This is a genomic window from Sinorhizobium sp. CB7, from assembly GCF_041357635.1.
Lineage (GTDB): Bacteria > Pseudomonadota > Alphaproteobacteria > Rhizobiales > Rhizobiaceae > Rhizobium.
This window is the reverse complement of record NZ_JAULLL010000007.1, coordinates 255,072-272,940: the sequence shown is the minus strand read 5'-3', so window position 1 is coordinate 272,940 and position 17,869 is coordinate 255,072. Positions and strand designations below refer to the sequence as shown.

The 17,869-nt window shown below is 61.1% G+C and carries 15 protein-coding genes; 9 read left to right on the top strand and 6 right to left on the bottom strand.

Going from position 1 to position 17,869, the window contains the following annotated elements; translation table 11 throughout:
* Positions 1 to 14: 14 nt before the first annotated feature.
* The gene (locus AAE029_RS15605; protein WP_371073770.1) at positions 15 to 1,229 is read left to right on the top strand and encodes an SfnB family sulfur acquisition oxidoreductase; all 1,215 of its coding nucleotides are present in this window, start codon (positions 15 to 17) and stop codon (positions 1,227 to 1,229) included.
* 81 nt (positions 1,230 to 1,310) lie between these two features.
* Here AAE029_RS15605 and AAE029_RS15600 read toward each other — a convergent pair whose 3' ends face one another.
* Together AAE029_RS15600 and AAE029_RS15595 are read right to left on the bottom strand one after the other, a co-directional pair.
* Positions 1,311 to 1,775: an Rrf2 family transcriptional regulator gene (locus AAE029_RS15600; protein WP_371073769.1), complete on the bottom strand. Its 465-nt coding sequence runs from the start codon at positions 1,773 to 1,775 to the stop codon at positions 1,311 to 1,313.
* 231 nt (positions 1,776 to 2,006) lie between these two features.
* Entirely contained in the window at positions 2,007 to 3,425 is a 1,419-nt protein-coding gene (locus AAE029_RS15595) for an FAD/NAD(P)-binding protein (RefSeq protein WP_371073768.1), read from the bottom strand.
* 219 nt (positions 3,426 to 3,644) lie between these two features.
* Here AAE029_RS15595 and AAE029_RS15590 point away from each other — a divergent pair, with 219 nt between their 5' ends.
* Entirely contained in the window at positions 3,645 to 5,396 is a 1,752-nt protein-coding gene (locus AAE029_RS15590) for a phospholipase D-like domain-containing protein (RefSeq protein WP_371073767.1), read from the top strand.
* Between the two features lie 121 nt (positions 5,397 to 5,517).
* Here the strand turns inward: AAE029_RS15590 and AAE029_RS15585 are convergent, their stop codons facing one another.
* From AAE029_RS15585 to AAE029_RS15575, 3 genes are read right to left on the bottom strand one after another with little or no spacing between them, the layout of a single operon-like run.
* Complete coding sequence (locus tag AAE029_RS15585) at positions 5,518 to 7,815, bottom strand: xanthine dehydrogenase family protein molybdopterin-binding subunit (protein WP_371073766.1); 2,298 nt, start codon at positions 7,813 to 7,815, stop codon at positions 5,518 to 5,520.
* Complete coding sequence (locus AAE029_RS15580) at positions 7,812 to 8,795, bottom strand: xanthine dehydrogenase family protein subunit M (protein WP_371073765.1); 984 nt, start codon at positions 8,793 to 8,795, stop codon at positions 7,812 to 7,814. The genes AAE029_RS15585 and AAE029_RS15580 overlap by 4 nt, the downstream gene beginning before the upstream one ends.
* On the bottom strand, positions 8,792 to 9,271 hold the full coding sequence (locus AAE029_RS15575) for a (2Fe-2S)-binding protein (RefSeq protein ID WP_371073764.1): 480 nt from the start codon (positions 9,269 to 9,271) through the stop codon (positions 8,792 to 8,794). Before AAE029_RS15575 ends, AAE029_RS15580 begins: the two co-directional genes overlap by 4 nt.
* Before the next feature lie 373 nt (positions 9,272 to 9,644).
* Here AAE029_RS15575 and AAE029_RS15570 point away from each other — a divergent pair, with 373 nt between their 5' ends.
* A complete protein-coding gene (locus AAE029_RS15570) occupies positions 9,645 to 10,250 on the top strand; it encodes a TetR/AcrR family transcriptional regulator (protein WP_371073842.1) in 606 nt (201 codons plus the stop codon).
* On the top strand, positions 10,247 to 10,717 hold the full coding sequence (locus AAE029_RS15565; RefSeq protein WP_371073763.1) for a cupin domain-containing protein: 471 nt from the start codon (positions 10,247 to 10,249) through the stop codon (positions 10,715 to 10,717). The genes AAE029_RS15570 and AAE029_RS15565 overlap by 4 nt, the downstream gene beginning before the upstream one ends.
* A gap of 6 nt (positions 10,718 to 10,723) precedes the next feature.
* Here AAE029_RS15565 and AAE029_RS15560 read toward each other — a convergent pair whose 3' ends face one another.
* Positions 10,724 to 11,647, bottom strand: a complete 924-nt coding sequence (locus AAE029_RS15560) for an FCD domain-containing protein (protein ID WP_371073762.1) — start codon at positions 11,645 to 11,647, stop codon at positions 10,724 to 10,726.
* A gap of 229 nt (positions 11,648 to 11,876) precedes the next feature.
* On the opposite strand from AAE029_RS15560, the gene AAE029_RS15555 reads away from it, so the two are divergent.
* From AAE029_RS15555 to AAE029_RS15535, 5 genes are all read left to right on the top strand, one after another.
* Positions 11,877 to 13,379, top strand: a complete 1,503-nt coding sequence (locus AAE029_RS15555; RefSeq protein WP_371073761.1) for a UxaA family hydrolase — start codon at positions 11,877 to 11,879, stop codon at positions 13,377 to 13,379.
* Between the two features lie 132 nt (positions 13,380 to 13,511).
* The gene (locus AAE029_RS15550) at positions 13,512 to 14,531 is read left to right on the top strand and encodes an aldo/keto reductase (RefSeq protein ID WP_371073841.1); all 1,020 of its coding nucleotides are present in this window, start codon (positions 13,512 to 13,514) and stop codon (positions 14,529 to 14,531) included.
* Between the two features lie 10 nt (positions 14,532 to 14,541).
* Positions 14,542 to 14,988: an RbsD/FucU family protein gene (locus tag AAE029_RS15545; RefSeq protein ID WP_371073760.1), complete on the top strand. Its 447-nt coding sequence runs from the start codon at positions 14,542 to 14,544 to the stop codon at positions 14,986 to 14,988.
* 193 nt (positions 14,989 to 15,181) lie between these two features.
* Complete coding sequence (locus AAE029_RS15540) at positions 15,182 to 16,171, top strand: ABC transporter substrate-binding protein (protein ID WP_371073759.1); 990 nt, start codon at positions 15,182 to 15,184, stop codon at positions 16,169 to 16,171.
* 121 nt (positions 16,172 to 16,292) lie between these two features.
* Positions 16,293 to 17,846, top strand: a complete 1,554-nt coding sequence (locus AAE029_RS15535) for a sugar ABC transporter ATP-binding protein (protein WP_371073758.1) — start codon at positions 16,293 to 16,295, stop codon at positions 17,844 to 17,846.
* Positions 17,847 to 17,869: the final 23 nt, after the last annotated feature.

Below are 17,869 nucleotides of genomic sequence, written 5' to 3'. Positions count from 1 at the left end.
GATGGGAGTCATGAATGGGAACCATATCGCAGCTGCACGCACGAACGAGACCGATCGCACACCGTATCCAGAGCGAGGAGGAAGCACTGGAAGTCGCCCGCGCGTTGGCCGCCGACTTCATGCCCCGAGCGAGCGACCGGGACATCAACCGCCTGCTTCCCCATGACGAGCTTGACGCTTTATCTCAATCCGGCCTGCTCGGGATCAGCGTTCCGTCCGAATATGGCGGTCTCGACGTATCAAATTCGATCCTGGCCGACGTCGCCGCGACCCTGGCGGAGGCGGACCCTTCCGTCGGCCAAATTCCGCAGGTTCATTTTCATATTCTCGAAGCCCTGCGCAACGATGGAAGCGAGGAGCAGAGAAAGTTCTTCTTCGAACGGGCGCTGACAGGCGACCGTTTCGTCACCGCCGTTTCGGAACCGGGCAATGATGATACTCGGATCGCGCCGGACGGCCTCGGATATCGCATCACCGGCCGCATGCATCATTCGACCGGCATTCTGTTTGCCGATTGGATCGCCGTCATCGCGCCGGATCCTGGCGGCCGAACAGTCATATCCTTCTTATCCCGGGATGCGGAAGGTATCCAAGCGATCGACGATTGGGACGGCTTCGGCCAGCGCACGACCGGCAGCGGCACCATTACCCTCAATAATGTCTATGCAAATGCCGACGCCGTCCTCCATCGTGATGCCGGCTCGCAACGTCTGACGACCGTCGGCCTGGTCGGTGAGATCATTCACGCCGGCATCGATCTCGGGATCGCGCGCGCCGCCTTCAGGGAAGCGCTGGACTTCGTGAAGAGCAAGGCTCAGCCCTTGACAAGGAGCGGCGTTGGCAGCGGCATCGAAAGGGCGGCGGACGATCCACTCATTCTTTCCCGGATAGGAGAGATCGCCATCCGGCTGGAGACAGCGGCAGCGATTGTCGAACGGGCAGGCAAGAAGATCGACATCGGGCAGATCGATCCGAAAGAAGCAAATCTCATAGATGCCATGCTGTCTGTGGCGGCTGCAAAGGTGCTGACGGGCGAAATCGCACTGGAGGCCTCAAACACGCTCTTCGAGCTCGCAGGCATCTCCGCCACAAGAATCGGTCTCAATCTGGACAGGCACTGGCGCAACGCCCGGACCCATACGCTGCTCAATCCGTTACCGAGGATGTATTATGAGATCGGCAACTATCACCTGAACAGGGTCACTCCGCCCGAAGGCAGCATATTTTAGAGCGGGATGCCGAAAAGCTGTGCGGTTTTCGGGCGACATCCCGCTCAAACTTTTGAGTGAGAGCCGGGAACCCGGCGTCGGTCAGCTGGCGGCAGAGGTTGGATGCTGCTCCTCGCCGTCATCGAGCTTATCGCCGCTTGCCACGAACTGCTCCAAGGTCATGTTGTCGAGGATCGAGGCAATCGCATCGCGAACTTCGGTCATGGACCGGCGCACATGACAGGTCTCCGGATCAGCACAGTCTTCGCAGGCTTCGTAAGCCGTGCGGCTCGCGCAGCGGATTGGCGCGAGAGGTCCATCGAGCGTGCGGATGACATGGCCGATACGGATCTCGGATGCCGGCCGAGACAGCGAGTAGCCGCCGCCGGGTCCCTTCTTGGAGCGCAGGATTCCCACATTGCGCAGCTCAAGCAGGATCGTGTCCAGGAATTTCTTCGGAATATTGTTCCTTGCCGCAACGTCATTGATGAATGCCGTTTCGCCAGGCGCCAGCTGCGCCAGATCGACGAGGGCCTTCAGTCCGTATTTTCCTTTTTTCGTGAGCATGATGGTCTGCTTTTCGGGAAACTCAAAAATACCTCTGACCGCGTCAGAAGCTCAAGAACGCAAGCGCCTATGGGTTTACACACTTCAGATAGCGCTAAAGCGACCGCTAAACAAGAAGATAGATTATAATTTGTATAGTTTAACTTGATAAATTACGGATTGGTATCTTCCAAACGGCAACGGCACGCAAAATCATCGTTGAGCGGTCGGGTTAGCAACGGCGCTGGCAAATCATGCGGCCTTACTCAGTTCCCCTGCACGGTCGAGTACCCGAGCGGCCACGAAGAGCGCATGTTCGGAGACCTGCGGTAGCCCCATGAGTTCGCCGAAGGTTCCTCGCGCCAATGGCCCGGCGATATAGAGCGAAGGGGCCACTGCGCCGGATGAACCGAGCGCTTCCGATTGTTCGTTGCAGGCAAGCCCGAGGCCGGCAGCGTCCAGGGACAGGTATCCCCGCTCAGCAAGATCGCCGATCCATCTCTGGCTTGAGAGAATCCCGAGATGGGCCGGACCGGTGGTGACCACGACCGCATCGAAATGCCGTTCGATCGGGGTGCTCGAATAGCGCGGTCGAAGAAGGCATCTTACTTCACCGTTTTCAACCGCGACGGAGACAACCGATGCGGCGAGGATTTCCAGCCGTCCTTCCGACAGCGCCTCCTTCAGCACATTCTCGACCTGAGGGGCGACACGGAAGCGATGGACATCCCAATAGGGGCGCAGGTGGCGGACAATCCGCCGCCTTTCGGAAACAGGCAGACTACGCCAGAGGTCCTGACCTTGTGTCCGCACCTGATCTATGACCGCATGCCATGTCAGTCCGGCTGCTTCCGCCTGCCTGATCGAGCTTCGCACCGTGCGAAGGAGGTCCGTCGCTCTCTGAAAGGAGCGAGAGACAAAGTCCCCAAAGGGTTCCTGCGGAAACGACGGATGCCCACGGGAGCGAAGACCACGACGCGAAATCGCGGTTATATGTCCGCGATGACCAGGTATGGCGAGCGAGGCGACCACGTCCGCCGATGTCAGACCGTTGCCCACGATCAGCAGGCGATCGTTCCGGCCAATCACATCGAGCGCGCCTGGCCTCGTCGGATCGGCGACGAAGCGGGGATGATCGCCAAGCGCTGCTGCAAGCGACCGCGGTGCTGCCGGTGCCGGATGACTGGTGGCAAGCACCAGGATATCGGCCGTCAACCGATTGCCGTTTTCCGCCTTGATCAGCCAATGGCTCTCCTCCCGCTCGACCTCCGTGACCAATGACCTCACCTGCACGATGCGCCCGCTTTGGACGAAGGGGCTGACCATGGCGTTGACATAGTCGCCGAAGACGCGACGGCGGGGAAACAGCTGCCCATCGGGTCTTTCTGCCTCGAGATCCCCAGCAACTCCACCGTTCTCTTCAATCCAGCGCAGAAACTGTTCCGGCTCGTTCGGCAGAAGGCTCATGCGCGATGCGGGTACGTTGATCCTGTGGGCGGGGTCTCGCGTATCATAGGCAAGCCCGGCACCAAGCTTTTCTCGCGGCTCGAAGACGACGATCCGACCGATGGCCGCTTCGGATGCCTGAGCCAGATGAAAGGCGACCGCTGCTCCGGAGAAACCACCCCCGATAATCGCAACGACAGGCTCGGCATAATTTTCATCGCTCATGTTCGCAGGCTCGTCGGCTCCAATAGATCGCTTCTCTATAGTCTATAATTTTTATTGAGAATGGAATAGCCGCCGGTCAAGTTTCACAGTTCAGTCAATGGACCGGCTGACCAACTCGCGATCAGCTTCCTTGGACGTGTCTCTGCCAAACTCTATGGGGGCATTTCGTACTGTCACACAACCATGTTAGCTTCAACCGGGTTTTGATGGGAGGCGTGCGTGGATACTGACTTTCGCGTGACGGGCAAAAATGCTGCTTCACCATTTTCGCTCACCATTCACCGCGGTGACGGCATGGTGCTGCTCGGCATGGACTGGAAGGTTGGCCGGCCGCCCGCCGATTTCGTCGGCTTTGCTATCCAGTACCGCGAGCCCAACACCCAGTTCTTCAAGACCGTGCGCAACCGCATCGGCTTTCCCGGCCAGCCGGTTCCCGACGACGGCATCCGCACCACCGAAGCGCCAATCCAGAAGTTCCGCTGGGTCCATTTTCCCTTCAACGCCGATCTCCAGGGCGCCTTCCTTTATCGGGTCACGCCGATGTTCATGGACGCCGGTGGCGTGCTCACAGCGGGCGAGGCGCAGGAGGCGGAACTGGCGCTAATGCGCGAAACCATTCCCGGCAAGTTGAACGTCGCCTTCACCCGCGGCTTCGTCTCGTCACAGGCCTTCGTGCGCAACTTCTCCGCCGGAGGGCCGATCATCACGCTGGTACCGCCCGACGCCGACGAGGGGCTGAACTTCGTGCCCACCCATGCCGACGCCGACCGGGCGTTCGCCTGGATGGGGTTCGAGGCGCGCGCCGAAACGCTTTCGCTTCTCGATCGGGCGCGTGAGGCCGGCGCCGAAGTCCGCGTCATCGCCTATGATCTCAATCTGCCCGAGGTGCTCGACCGGCTGGAAGCGCTTGGACCGAAGCTCAAGATCATTATCGACGACAGTGCGCGGACCACGGGCCACGGCCGTCCCAATTCGCCCGAAACAATGGCCGCGGAGCGTCTGATCGCCTCGGCCGGTGCCGACAACGTGAAACGTCAGCACATGGCAAACCTGCAGCACCAGAAGTCGATCGCGGTGCGCGGCGGCGATGTCGCGACCGTTCTCTACGGTTCGACCAACCTCAGCTGGCGCGGCCTCTATGTGCAGTCGAACAATAGCCTCGCCGTCCACAGCGCCAGCGCTGTCGACGATTATTTCACCGCCTTCGAGACCTATTTCGCTGCCACGCGCGCCGACGACTTCCGCGCCTCAGCAAGTTCTGCCGGCTGGTTCGACCTTGGCCTGTCCGGCGTCGATGCCAAGGTCGCCTTCTCGCCACACAGCGAAGCCAACGGCCGATTGGATGAGATCGGCGCCGACATCGACACGGTCCAATCCAGCGTCCTTTTCTCGCTCGCCTTCCTCGGCCAGACCACGAGGGGGCCGATCGGCCCGGCATTGGGGCGCGCTTTGGAGCGCCCGCAAGTGCATGTCATGGGGATTGCCGACGCACGGGTGGAGGCCGGGAACCTTGGCCTGACGGTGCTCACCCCGGACAACCGCCGCAGGGTTGTGCGCGCCGCCGCCCTTACCGGCAATGTCCCGCCACCATTTGTGACCGAGCCCTCGGGGCTTTCAGGCGTCCACGGCAACGAGCGCGGCACCAGAATGCACCACAAATTCGTCGTCCTCGACTTCGACAAGCCCACGGCGCGGGTCTATCTTGGCTCCTACAATTTCTCGGAACCGGCCGATGGAGAGAACGGTGAGAACCTGGTGCTCGTTCGCGACCGCACGGTAGCGACCAGCTACATGATCGAGGCGCTCAGGATGTATGACCATTACGTCTTCCGCGTCGCCTCCGAAGAGGGGCAGCACACTGCGCAGCCTTTGGAATTGAAGCGACCGCCGCAGCCCGGCGGCAAGGCCTGGTTCGAGCGCGACTGGACCGATCCCATCCGCGCCCGCGACCGAGAGCTCTTTGCGCGCTGACGGATAGACGCGTGAGCTCGTGCCGAGCCGTCGCTGGGCAAGTTGCTGCCTCATTCGTGCCAAATCCCGGCCTTTGCTTCCCAGTCGCGGGGCAGGAGCTCCGCCCCGCTACAAACCGGATCTACAACAGCTTCTCCAGCGTGATCGGCAGTTCGCGGATCCGCTTGCCCGTTGCATGGAAGACCGCATTGGCGATCGCAGGGGCGACCCCGACGATCGGCAGCTCGCCGACCGCCTTTCCGCCGAGTACCGATGCATTATAGTCAGGAATACCGACCGATATGACCTCGATATCGGGAATATCGGCGTTGGTGGCCACGAGATAGTCGCCGAGATTGTTGTTGATCACGCGCGCATGACGGGGATCGATGATCCCCTCCTCGAGCAACGCCTGGCCGATACCCATGATGATGCCGCCCTTCCACTGGCTCTCGGCGAGCTTCGGATTGTAGAGGCGACCGGAATCCAGCGCCGAGACGACCCGTGACACACGGACCGTGCCGAAATCCTCGTCGACGCGCACTTCGATGAAATGGGCGCACCAGCTGTGCAGCGAGTAGCCGCCATCCGTGGGCTCACGCATGGTCGCGATCGTGGTGAAGTTGTCGTAGCGTTTCTCCGGGCTCACCGAATTTTCCGGCAGGGTATCCCTGAGGGCCTCGATCCGCTCGCGCCCGATGCGGCGCATGAATTCGGCAACCGGAATGCCGGAGCCATCTTCGCGCGGCGCGGCAATCTTGCCGTCTGCCACGACCAGCGTATTTGCCTGCAGTTCCCGGAACGGCGAGTTCGGGTCGTTGATCGCGAGACCTACCAGCTCGTCGCGTGCGGCGACGGCGGCCTTGTGGACGGCACCGGTCATGAGGTTCGCCAGTTGCGAGCCTCCGGCGACCGGAGCCCGCGGCAGGGCTGAATCGCCGAGCTTGACGCGGATCTGCTCGATGGGAATGCCCATCGCCTCGGCTGCCGTCTGTGCCAGGATCGTGTAGGTTCCCTGCCCCATGTCAATGCCGCTGCTGGCGACCTCGACCGTGCCGTCCGATAGGATGCGCACAAGCGCTTCGCCTGCCGTACGGCGGACGGGATAGGTGCCGGCGGCGACACCCCAGCCGATTAGCTGGCTGCCGTCCCGCATGGAACGGGGCGCGGGCGACCGCTTCGACCAGCCGAAGGTTTCGGCGCCAGCGGCGAAAGCCTCCCGCAGCCGTCGCGTCGACCAGGGAAGCCTGGCGTGCGGATCCTCTTCGGCATAGTTCAGCAGCCGAATTTCGAGGGGATCCATCCCGACCTCGTAGGCGAGCTCATCGATCGCGCATTCGATGCCGAAAGCACTCGGGTTTTCGCCGGGCGCGCGCAAGGCACCAGGAGTGACCGTATTGACCTGAACGACATTCTGCCGGGAGCTCAGGTTCGGCGTCGCATACATGATCGAGGTCACCGCTCCGAGCGGCTCGACCGCCACCCCGACCATCGACGTTTCGTTGGCGCTGCGATGAACGACGGCGAGGAGCTTGCCTTCCTTCGTTGCGCCGAGCGCGATCGTCTGGCGCGTGCCGGGTCGGCCGCCAAAGGCCGTAAAGGTCTGCGGCCGGGTGACCACCAGCTTCACCGGGCGTCCAAGCATCTTGGCCGCCATTACCGCGAGCGCTCCATGTGCCAGGGCAAGCGCCTTCGATCCGAAGCCGCCGCCAATATAGGGCGAAACCAGGCGGACATTCTCGAAGGGAATGCCGAACCATTCCGCATAGGTGCGCGCCATGCCGTCCACCCATTGGCTCGGCTCCCAGAGAGTAAGCCGGTCATCGGCTTCCCAGTGGGCAATCAGGCCATGCGGCTCGATCGGGACATTATATTCACGGGGGGTCTTGTATTCATTCTCAATGCGGATGGGCGCCTGGGCGAGCGCGGTTTCAGGCTCTCCCCATTCCTTCGTGAGCGCGTCGAGCGGCATGCCTTCACCCGCATTCGAATCCTCAAGACCGAACACAGCCGGCTTCTCGTCATAGGTGATCCGGACCAGGGCCGCCGCTGCCGTCGCCTGCTCGAGAGTTTCCGCAATGACGGCGGCGACATGCTGGCCGCTGAAGCTTATCTCCTGGGTCAAAGGACGATAGGGTCCCTCCGGACCGGGGGTTCCCAGCCATGTCGAAGCCGAATTCAGCAGCAGGAGATTGTCCGGCGTCAGAACGAGGAGGACTCCGGGCGCGGCTTCGGCCGCCGACGTGTCGATCGTCTTGATCGTTCCCGCCGCAATCGTGCTCTGGATCATCACGGCATGGACGAGACCTTCCAGCCGCTGCTCCACGGCATAGACGGCACCGCCCGTGATCTTGGCGGGTCCATCCATGCGTGACAGTCTTCCGCCGAGCGCGCCGTCGGACGCATCACCATGCTTCCGTCTGGTTTCCACGATGCTCATGCCATATCTCCCATCTTCAATATGGCGCGCGCGACAACACGCGGCGCAAGTTCGATCTTGTAGTGGTTTGCGCCATGGTCGACGGCGCCTTCCATGGCAAGCAGGCTGGCCTGCCGCACGGTTTCGGGATCGAGGGTCTTGCCCTTCAGGGCCGCTTCGACGGCCCGCGCGCGCCACGGCTTCGTCGCGACACCGCCGAGGGCCACGCGCAGATCGCGGATCGTGCGGCCGTCCGCTTCCAGTTCCAGTCCCACCGCAGCGCTGGCAGCGGCAAATTCATAGGATTGCCGATCGCGAACCTTGAGATAAGTGGAGCGACGGGCAGCGGGAGAAGCCGGAATGGTGACCGCCGTGATGATTTCGCCGGCGGCAATCGCATGCTCCTTCTGCGGCGTCGACCCCGGAAGCAAGAAGAAGTCGTCCACCGGCACCTGTCGTTCGCCGAGATGCACCACGGCATCGAAGGCCACGAGTGCAACGGCAAGGTCGCCCGGGTTGGTGGCTATGCAGGCATCGCTCACGCCGAGGACAGCATGGTTGCGGGTGACCCCGCCGATTGCCGCGCAGCCCGAGCCCGGATTGCGCTTGTTGCAGGCGGAAAAGGTTGCGGGATCCCGGAAATAGGGACAGCGTGTGCGCTGCATCAGATTGCCGCCGATCGTCGCCATATTGCGGAGCTGAGCAGAGGCGGCCTGCCATAGGGATTCTGAAACGGCCGGAAATTCGGTCTTGATGCCGGGATCGTCCGCGACGCGGCTCATCTTGGCGAGCGCGCCGATCGAGGCACCATTCGCATCGACCTTAATTGCGTCAAGGCCGGCAAGATGGGTGATATCGACAACGGTCTCGGGTTCGGCAATGCCGCATTTTGCGAGATCGAGCAGCGTCGTGCCACCGGCGAGAATCATGTTACCCATGCGGGCGGCGGCCTGCCGCGCCTCTTCAGCGGAGGTCGCGCGGAGATAGGAAAAGTCTCTCATCGGGCCATCTCCGCAGCTTCGCGCACCGCCGCGACGATATGCGGATAGGCCCCGCATCGACAGAGATTGCCGGACATGTATTCGCGGATCTCGTCGTCCGATCCGGCATGGCCTTCGCGGATGCAGGAGACGGCGGACATGATCTGTCCCGGCGTGCAGTACCCGCACTGGAAGGCATCATGTTCCAGAAACGCGGCCTGCACGGGATGCGGGTCACCATTGGGTGCCGCGAGGCCCTCGATGGTCGTGACCGCGCGGCCTTCGACCTGTGCTGCAAGCGTCAGACAGGAGAGAACACGGGAACCGTCGACGTGAACGGTGCAGGCGCCGCACTGGCCCTGGTCACAGCCTTTCTTGGTCCCGGTCAGACAGAGATGTTCGCGCAGCGCGTCAAGGAGGGTGACCCGCGGTTCGAGCGCGAGTTCACGCTCCTCTCCGTTGACGTTCAATGTGATAGTTATGGTGGTTGGAGTCATCGTCTTGTTCCTGCTCCATGGTCTAAGTGCGAGGCGAAAGCCGTTGGGCCTTGAATTGAAGGCGTAGAGCGCCAGATTGCCGGAGTGATGGCCCGTTATCACAGGACCCCCGGCTGCCCGGCGAGACCGGACCGCCTGCTTTCCGGGCCTATGCCGGACCTCGATCGCAAGGCTTCCGGCAGGTTAAGGCATGGTATCTCCGCTTTTTATGGGATAACAATCCCGAGGCTCTTCATGAATATCCGGAGGCGCCTCCGTTTTTGATCTTAGTGACTTGCCAGCTTTGGTCAAGTCCCGAATCCGCCTGGAGCATGCATTGGCTGCCGAACAACCAGCCGGGACCGATAAGGTGCCCTCCACTCAGACGAAGACGATGCGCGCCGACGCGAAGCGCAATCGCGAAAAACTCCTGAAAGTCGCAGCGGAGGCGTTCGGCGAACACGGGGTCGAGGCCTCTCTCGAGGACATAGCGCGGCGGGCCGGCGTGGGAATAGGTACGCTCTACCGACATTTCCCGACGCGGGAACATCTTGTCGAAGTGGTCTACAGACGGGAAGTCGAGGGATTGGCGGCGTCAGGCGACGAACTGACGCGCGAACATACGCCGGATGCAGCCCTCGAAGAATGGATGCACCGTTTCGTCGGATATATCGCGACAAAGCGCGGCATGGCGAGCAGCTTGCGCATTCTGCTGACGACCAATTCCGAGCTGTTCGCCGAGAGTTCCGGCTTGATCTCGCTCGCCCTGCAACGCCTCATCGAAACGGCGGCGAAGGAAGGATACATCCGCAACGACGTCGAAAGCACGGATGTACTGCATGCGCTCTCCGGGATCTATTCGGCGCCCAATTCGCCGGATTGGCGTGACCGGGCGCGCCGTCTCGTTCGCCTTCTTATGGACGGCCTTCGCTGGGGCGCGCTAAGATCCCAGGCAGAGAAAAACCTGCCGGAACGGCAGAAGGACGGGAGTGGAAAATGAACGATCACGAACACATGGATGTCGACTGGCGCGAACACGGCGTAAAGGTCATTCCCGGCAACTCACTCGACCCCAATACGGCACAAACGCCTGGCATGGACCGTGCCACCGCCATCAACAATGCCAGGGCGGGTGCCGAAAAGATCTGGGCAGGTACCGTCACGATCCACGCCAATGCCAAGACCGGCGCCCATCATCACGGCGATCTCGAAAGCATCATCTATGTCGTCAAAGGCAAGGCGCGAATGCGCTGGGGCGAGCACCTGGAGTTCACGGCTGAAGCCGGGCCAGGAGACTTCATCTTTGTGCCGCCCTATGTTCCCCATCAGGAGATCAATGCAAGCCGCGACGAGACGCTGGAATGCGTGGTCGTGCGTTCCGGCCAGGAGCCGGTTGTCGTCAATCTCGATATCGAAATGGTCGAACCTCCGGAAGAGGTCCTCTGGAAGGACCCCATCCATCGCTGACCCACATCACTTCACGGAAAGCGCATCAGCGGCAGATTCATTCTCGGCGGTCGGCGGGATGGACTGCAGAAGGGTCTGCCGCGCCGAGGCGAGATGCCGGCGGCACGCCGCTTCTATGAGAACCGGATCGCGCGCCTGCAGAGCAGCGATATAGTCCAGATGCTCATGCAGAGCCCGCTCATTGCGTTGCCGGGCAAAGGCCTTGTTCCATTGATAATGATAGTGGAAGATGATCGCGATAGCGTCGTAGAAGTCAGCGATGAAGCGGTTCTTCGAGGCGCGGTGGATGAGGAGGTGGAAGCGCTCGTCGAGCGCCGAGAATTCCTTAAAGCGGGCATCGAGGTCGGAAAGGATGCCATGATGTTCCTGCTCGATACCGGCGAGGTCGGCCCAGGCGGGGTTCTCGGGCGGCAGCTTTCCGAATTCGGCGGCCGAATGCAACTCGAACATTTCGCGGACATCGGCAAGTTCGAGCGCAAACTCACGGGTGAAGCCTTTCAGGATCCAGTGGCTGTTCGGCCGCTTCTCAATCAGGCCGAAGCGGGAAAAGCGGATCAGGAACTCGCGCACGCTGGTGGTGCCGGTGCCGATCTCGCGGGCAAGCTCGAGTTCGTTGATCTGCATGCCTGGCGCCGCATCGTCCGAAAGGATGCGCAGCATGAAACTGCGCTCGATGATGTCATGCAGCGAATCCGTCTCTTCGGCCGGGAAAAGATCCTTCTCGGTCGGTTCACGAAGTACGATCTTCTGACGCTTGTTCCAGCGGATGATGCCTTCCGCATTGAGGCGCGTCAGGATCGCGCGGGCCGTGCTGCGGCTGATACCGAGCTGTGCAGCGATCTCCGGCTCCGACGGCAGCGTCGTATCCGTCTTCAATGCGGCGGCGTAGCGATTGAACGCTTCCTTGAAGACCGTATTCTGCCTTGCCATGCACCCCCGCTTTCCGCCCTGCCCCCGGGTTCTATTGCAACGCGCGCAGAACCGGGCCAGAAACTTGTCCGATGCGACCTTTATCGTATTTTCGGTCGCCTGCGGCTGATTGCCTCCCGCGTCCACAGGATCAATATTCCCGTTGACTTGGAAATGTTTATTGTAGATAAAAAACAAAATCAATGCGCTTTGCCGTTGGAACGAAGCGCTTCCTCAGGGAGAGAACGATTTGAATACACAGCCCTGGATCATCCTGTCGGCCGGAGACAATGTCGCGGTCGCGACAGCAGCGATTGCGTCTGGTTCGACGGTCGCAGGCGTTGAGGCGCGCGACAAGATCGATCCCGGTCACAAGGTCGCCATTGCCGATATTCCGCTCGGAACGCCGGTCGTCAAATACGGCCAGGCGATCGGACGGACCACGAAGGAGGTCAAGGCCGGCGATCACGTCCACAGCCACAACCTTCATTTCGAGAACGACCGTCTGGCGGCAACCGCGAATGCGGCGCCGGAGGCCGCGACCGCCGAGGACCGGGCGCGGACCTTCATGGGTTATCGCCGTGCCGACGGTCGCGCTGCGACGCGCAACTATATCGGTATCGTCGCCAGCGTGAACTGTTCCACCACGGTCTGTCGCGCGATCGCCGAGGAGGCGAACCGGACAATTCTGCCGCATTACGACGGTATCGACGGTTTCGTGCCGATCGTGCATGACCAGGGTTGCGGCATGAGCTCGACTGGCGACGGCATGTCCGTCCTCCATAGAACGCTCGCCGGCTATGCCCGGCACGTGAATTTCGGCGGCGTGCTGATGATCGGCCTCGGCTGCGAAGTCAACCAGCTCACGCTTTACGGCCAGAGCGGTGCAGGCGCGGCCAAGCGCCATTTCAACATCCAGGATGCCGGCGGTTCCCGTCGGGCTGTCGAGCGCGCCATGGGCGTTCTCAAAGAAATTGCCGATGATGTTGGCAAGGCTCGCCGCGAACCGATCCCCGTCGGTGAGATTATCATTGGTCTGCAATGCGGCGGTTCGGACGGCTTTTCGGGAATTACCGCCAATCCGGCCCTTGGTGCTGCGGCGGATATTCTTGCTGCCGCGGGCGGGACGGCGATCCTTTCGGAAACCTCGGAAATTTACGGCGCCGAGCATCTGTTGCGCAGCCGCGCCGTCAGCGAGGATGTCGCACGTAAACTCGATGAGAAAATCGCCTGGTGGGAGAAATATGTCGCGCTGCACGACGCCTCCCTCGATAACAACCCCTCTCCCGGCAACAAGCGCGGCGGGCTGACGACCATTCTGGAAAAGTCTCTCGGCGCCGTCGCCAAGGGCGGCCGTTCGCCTCTGACCGCCGTCTACGGCTATGCGGAGCGCGTGACAGAGCATGGTCTCGTCTTCATGGACACGCCGGGATACGACCCGGTTTCGGCGACGGGGCAGGTTGCCGGCGGCGCGAACATGATCGCGTTCACGACCGGTCGAGGCAGCTGCTTCGGCTGTCGTCCTGCGCCGTCGATCAAGCTTTCCAGCAATTCGGCGCTCTACGCCTCGATGGAAGAGGACATGGACATCGATTGCGGTACGATCGCCACCGGTGATGCAACGATCAGCGGCAAGGGCCGCGAGATCTTCGATCTGATCGTTGACACGGCCTCCGGCAAGAAGACCAAGAGCGAGCTCTTCGGTTACGGCGACAACGAGTTCGTGCCCTGGCATCTGGGCGCGACACTCTGACCTACTGCATGGTTCCTTAAATCGAACTGATTTAAGGATAAAACTATGCAGCAATTCAAAGTGTTACAGCGACCTCGTGCGCTTTGTAAGATGCACGGCGCTGTAAGTTTCAAAGTCTTCACGGGAGGGATGATGAAGACGAGAAGGATCGGCAGGACAAAGCTGGAGGTGACCGAAATCAGCTTCGGCGCAGCCGCTCTCGGCGGCCTGTTTCGCGCCTGTCCGCGCGATCAGGCGATGGAAACGCTTGATGCGGCCTGGGATAGCGGCATCCGCTATTTCGACGTCGCGCCTTGGTATGGACTAGGTCTCGCAGAGCGGCGGGTCGGCGATTTCCTGCAGCAGAAGCCGGAAAAGAGCTACGTGCTCTCCACGAAGGTCGGCCGCCTGCTGAGACCGGTCCCGACCGGCACGGTGCCGGATTACAGCTATGTCGATCCGCTCTCCTTCGACGCCGATTACGACTATTCCTATGATGGCATCATGCGCTCGGTCGAATTCAGCTATGCCCGGCTCGGCCTCAACCGCATCGATATTCTTTATGTCCACGACATCGGCGGCTACACGCATGGCGCGGCGAAGAACGCCGTCTATCTGCGCCAGTTCCTCGATTCCGGCGTGAAGGCGCTGGAACAGCTGAAATCTTCAGGCGCGATTTCCGCCTTCGGCCTCGGCGTCAACGAGGTACCGGTCTGCCTCGACGTTATGCGCAATGCGGATATCGATTGCATCCTGCTTGCCGGCCGCTATACGCTGCTCGATCGCTCGGCGGTCGCCGAGTTGCTGCCGCTCTGCAGGCGGAAGGACACGTCGCTCGTCATCGGCGGCGTCTTCAATTCCGGCATTCTCGCGACCGGGCCGGTGCCAGGATCGCACTTCGACTACATGCCGGCAACCGACGAGGTGCTTGCCAAAGTCGGGGCGATGGAGGAGATCGCCGAACGTCAAGGCGTACCACTTGCAGCCCCTGCCCTGCAGTTTCCGCTGCGCGATCCAAGCGTCGCCTCGGTGCTGATCGGAACGGCGAAAGCTTCCACCCTCGAAAGGAACATGGCGCTCATCGAGCAGCCTTTGCCGGATAACCTGTTTTTCGAATTTGAAAACCTGACGCTTGTCGCGCCGCCACTCGGCGAAGACGCGGTCCGGGTCTAAGGAGATCAATATGCTCAAAGGAATCCACCCCCTGCTTGGTCCGGAACTGCTTCATGCCTTGAGGCGCATGGGTCATGGCGACGAGATCGTGATCGCGGATGCGAATTTTCCGTCGAGTTTTATGGGACCGGAGGTCATTCGCGCCGATGGCGTCAGCGCTGTGGCGATGGCCGAAGCAATCCTGACGCATATGCCGCTCGATACTTTCGTGCCGGAAGCGGCATGGCGGATGGAAGTCGTCGGCGATCCGACGGCCGTGCCGGAGATCTGCCTGGAATTCCAGGATGTCGTCGCCAAGCGGGCCGGGGAATTCAAGATCATCCCGGTTGAGCGGTTCGCATTCTACGAACGCTCACGCAAGGCCGCCTATATCGTCGCGACAACGGAATTCCGCCTGTATGGCAACCTCATCCTGAAGAAAGGCGTCGTCCATCCGCACGAGGTCTACTACGGCTAAGTTCTGGAGATCGCTCTGAAATGCTTTGAAAATTCAGACGCTTAACGGGAGCAACGCAAGCCCCAGCCAACCCACTTGCAATTTGGTAAAGGCTCAGCTAGCTTTTCAAAATGTTTTTTATCGATAAAAATCGTCCGCCTGCGTTCAGCGGTCCGGTTTACATGGAGGAGAACGCGTTTGAGAGGAGAACCTTATGAGAATCGCTAAGTCGCTTCTGTCCCGCCGCACCTTTACCGGCCTTGCCGGTGCGGCAATTTTCGCAGCCGTCATGCCTGCCGCATCCTTTGCGCAGAACGTGACTATCCCGATCATCGTCAAGGACACGACATCCTTCTATTGGCAGATCGTTCTCGCCGGGGCGCGGGCGGCTGGCAAGGACCTCGGCGTCAACGTTCCGGAACTCGGCGCCCAGTCCGAATCCGACATCAATGGCCAGATCAGCATTCTGGAAAATGCCGTCGCCGGCAAACCCGCCGCCGTTGTGATATCGCCGACCGAATTCAAGGCTCTTGGAAAGCCCATCGATGAAGCCGCCAAGTCCGTGCCGATCATCGGCATCGACTCCGCTGCCGACTCCAAGGCTTTCACCTCGTTCCTGACCACCGACAACGTTCAGGGTGGGCGTATCGCCGCTGACGGTCTTGCCGCTGCAATCAAGGAGATGACCGGCAAGGAGGAGGGCGAAATCGCCATCATCACCAGCCTGCCGGGCGTCGGCTCACTCGACCAGCGCCGCGAAGGTTTTCTGGATCAGGTAAAGACAAAGCATCCGGGGCTCAAAGTCATCGCCGACAGATATGCTGACGGCCAGGCGACGACAGGCCTCAACATGATGACTGACCTGATCACCGCCAACCCGAACCTCGTCGGCGTCTTCGCCTCGAACCTGATCATGGCGCAGGGCGTTGGCCAGGCGATCGCTGAAAACAAACTCGGCGAGAAGATCAAGGTGATCGGCTTCGACAGCGACGACAAGACCGTGGGCTTCCTCAAAGAAGGTTCGCTTGCCGGTCTCGTTGTCCAGGATCCCTACCGGATGGGCTATGACGGCGTGAAAACCGCGCTCGCTGCCTCGAAGGGCGAAAAAGTGGAAGCCAATGTCGATACGGGCGCAAACCTGGTGACAAAGGCAAACATGAGCGAGCCAAAGATCGACGCGCTGCTCAATCCGAAGATCAAGTGATCCTGTGATTGGCCGTGCCGGCTGAAAAACCGGCGCGGCCCTTTCTCCATGCATGTGGTTTTGACCGGAGTGCGGGTTTTGCGGGTGGAGACGCGGGATTCGCAAGGAGGAGGATAGGCTTATGAGCAGCCTGGAAGAGGTCAGTCATCGCCACGATGACAGCGCCGTAATGACCGAGGCAAACCGCATTCCCGCAGGTTCGCCGATCCTCGAACTCAAGGGTTTGCAGAAGAACTACGGTTACGTCCAGGCACTGAAGCCGGCGACGATGACGTTTCTGGCGGGAGAGATCCATGCCATCGTCGGTGAAAACGGCGCCGGCAAATCCACGCTCATCAAACTCCTGACGGGCGTCATCAAGCGAACGGCCGGCGAAATCCTCTGGTGCGGCCATACCGTCGCGCTGGCGACGCCGAACGAGGCGATCGCACGCGGCATCAACGCCGTTCACCAGGAAGTCGTTCTCTGCCCTCACCTGACGGTTGCCGCCAATCTCTTTCTCGGTGACGAGGTCAACCGCTACGGGTTGATGCGCAAGAAGCAGATGGAGAAAATGGCGCAGGCCGTTCTCGACGATCTCGGCTTCGGCCTGCCGGCCGCAGCCCTTCTGAGCTCGCTGACGATAGGTCAGCAACAGCTCGTGGCCACCGCCCGCGCGGCCATGCGCGGCACGCAATTTCTCATCTTCGACGAGCCGACCGCCTATCTCACCCGGCAGGAGTCGGCGCAGCTCTTCAAGCTGATCCGCCGCCTGCAGGGCGAAGGCGTCACCATCGTCTATATCAGCCATCGCATGGAAGAGGTCTTCGAGATCGCCGACCGCGTTTCAGTGCTGCGAGACGGCACGCATGTCGGCACGCGCATGATCGGCGAGACCAACGAGGCCGAGCTGATTGCACTGATGATCAACCGCACGATCGAGCAGATCTACCACAAGGAAGAAATCCCGATCGGCGAGACGATCCTCGATGTTCGTGGCCTCTCCGGCCCGGGTTTCGAGAATGTGTCGCTCAGCGTGCGCGCCGGCGAGATCGTCGGGCTTTACGGCCTTATCGGCGCCGGTCGCAGCGAGTTTGCACTCGGCCTCTATGGCCGCCAGCCACTGTCGGCGGGAGAAATCTTCTGGCAGGGCAGGAAAGTGAACATCCGCAGCGAGCACGACGCCATGAGGCTCGGCATTGCGCTTGCGCCGGAGAGCCGTCGCGATCAGGGCCTCTGCCTCAACCTTCCGATCGGCCTCAACATCAATTTGCCGGTCTTCAAGAAGCTTAGCCAAGGGCCGGTCATCAACCGCGGCCAGGAAGCGGCGAATGCCGACAAGCAGATCCGCGATCTCAGCATCAAGACGCCAAGCCGCCGCGTTCCCGCCTCGAGCATGTCCGGCGGAAATCAGCAGAAGATCGTCATCGGCAAATGGCTGAGCCATGGCGCCCGGCTTTTCATCTTCGATGAGCCGACGGTCGGCGTCGACGTCGGGACCAAGGCCGAGATCTACCGGCTGTTCGCCAAGCTCCTGCGGGAGGGCGCCGGCATCATCCTGATCTCCTCCTATCTGCCGGAGGTCTATGAACTTGCCGATCGGCTGCATGTCTTCCGACGCGGTCAGCTGGTCGCCAGCCATGATTTCCACGCGGCAAGTCACGAAGAAGTCCTCAGCGAAGCCATCGGCGTTTAAGCAACAAAGAATGAAGAGGGAGC

What these genes read in the sequence shown, in the direction of transcription:
- AAE029_RS15545 (WP_371073760.1), top strand. Translation starts at nt 14,542, where the DNA reads ATGCTCAAAGGAATCCACCCCCTGCTTGGTCCGGAACTGCTTCATGCC.
- AAE029_RS15565 (WP_371073763.1), top strand. Translation starts at nt 10,247, where the DNA reads ATGAACGATCACGAACACATGGATGTCGACTGGCGCGAACACGGCGTA.
- AAE029_RS15605 (WP_371073770.1), top strand. Translation starts at nt 15, where the DNA reads ATGGGAACCATATCGCAGCTGCACGCACGAACGAGACCGATCGCACAC.
- AAE029_RS15575 (WP_371073764.1), bottom strand. Translation starts at nt 9,271, where the DNA reads ATGACTCCAACCACCATAACTATCACATTGAACGTCAACGGAGAGGAG.
- AAE029_RS15585 (WP_371073766.1), bottom strand. Translation starts at nt 7,815, where the DNA reads ATGAGCATCGTGGAAACCAGACGGAAGCATGGTGATGCGTCCGACGGC.
- AAE029_RS15535 (WP_371073758.1), top strand. Translation starts at nt 16,293, where the DNA reads ATGAGCAGCCTGGAAGAGGTCAGTCATCGCCACGATGACAGCGCCGTA.
- AAE029_RS15570 (WP_371073842.1), top strand. Translation starts at nt 9,645, where the DNA reads ATGCGCGCCGACGCGAAGCGCAATCGCGAAAAACTCCTGAAAGTCGCA.
- AAE029_RS15540 (WP_371073759.1), top strand. Translation starts at nt 15,182, where the DNA reads ATGAGAATCGCTAAGTCGCTTCTGTCCCGCCGCACCTTTACCGGCCTT.
- AAE029_RS15580 (WP_371073765.1), bottom strand. Translation starts at nt 8,795, where the DNA reads ATGAGAGACTTTTCCTATCTCCGCGCGACCTCCGCTGAAGAGGCGCGG.
- AAE029_RS15560 (WP_371073762.1), bottom strand. Translation starts at nt 11,647, where the DNA reads ATGGCAAGGCAGAATACGGTCTTCAAGGAAGCGTTCAATCGCTACGCC.
- AAE029_RS15550 (WP_371073841.1), top strand. Translation starts at nt 13,512, where the DNA reads ATGAAGACGAGAAGGATCGGCAGGACAAAGCTGGAGGTGACCGAAATC.
- AAE029_RS15600 (WP_371073769.1), bottom strand. Translation starts at nt 1,775, where the DNA reads ATGCTCACGAAAAAAGGAAAATACGGACTGAAGGCCCTCGTCGATCTG.
- AAE029_RS15595 (WP_371073768.1), bottom strand. Translation starts at nt 3,425, where the DNA reads ATGAGCGATGAAAATTATGCCGAGCCTGTCGTTGCGATTATCGGGGGT.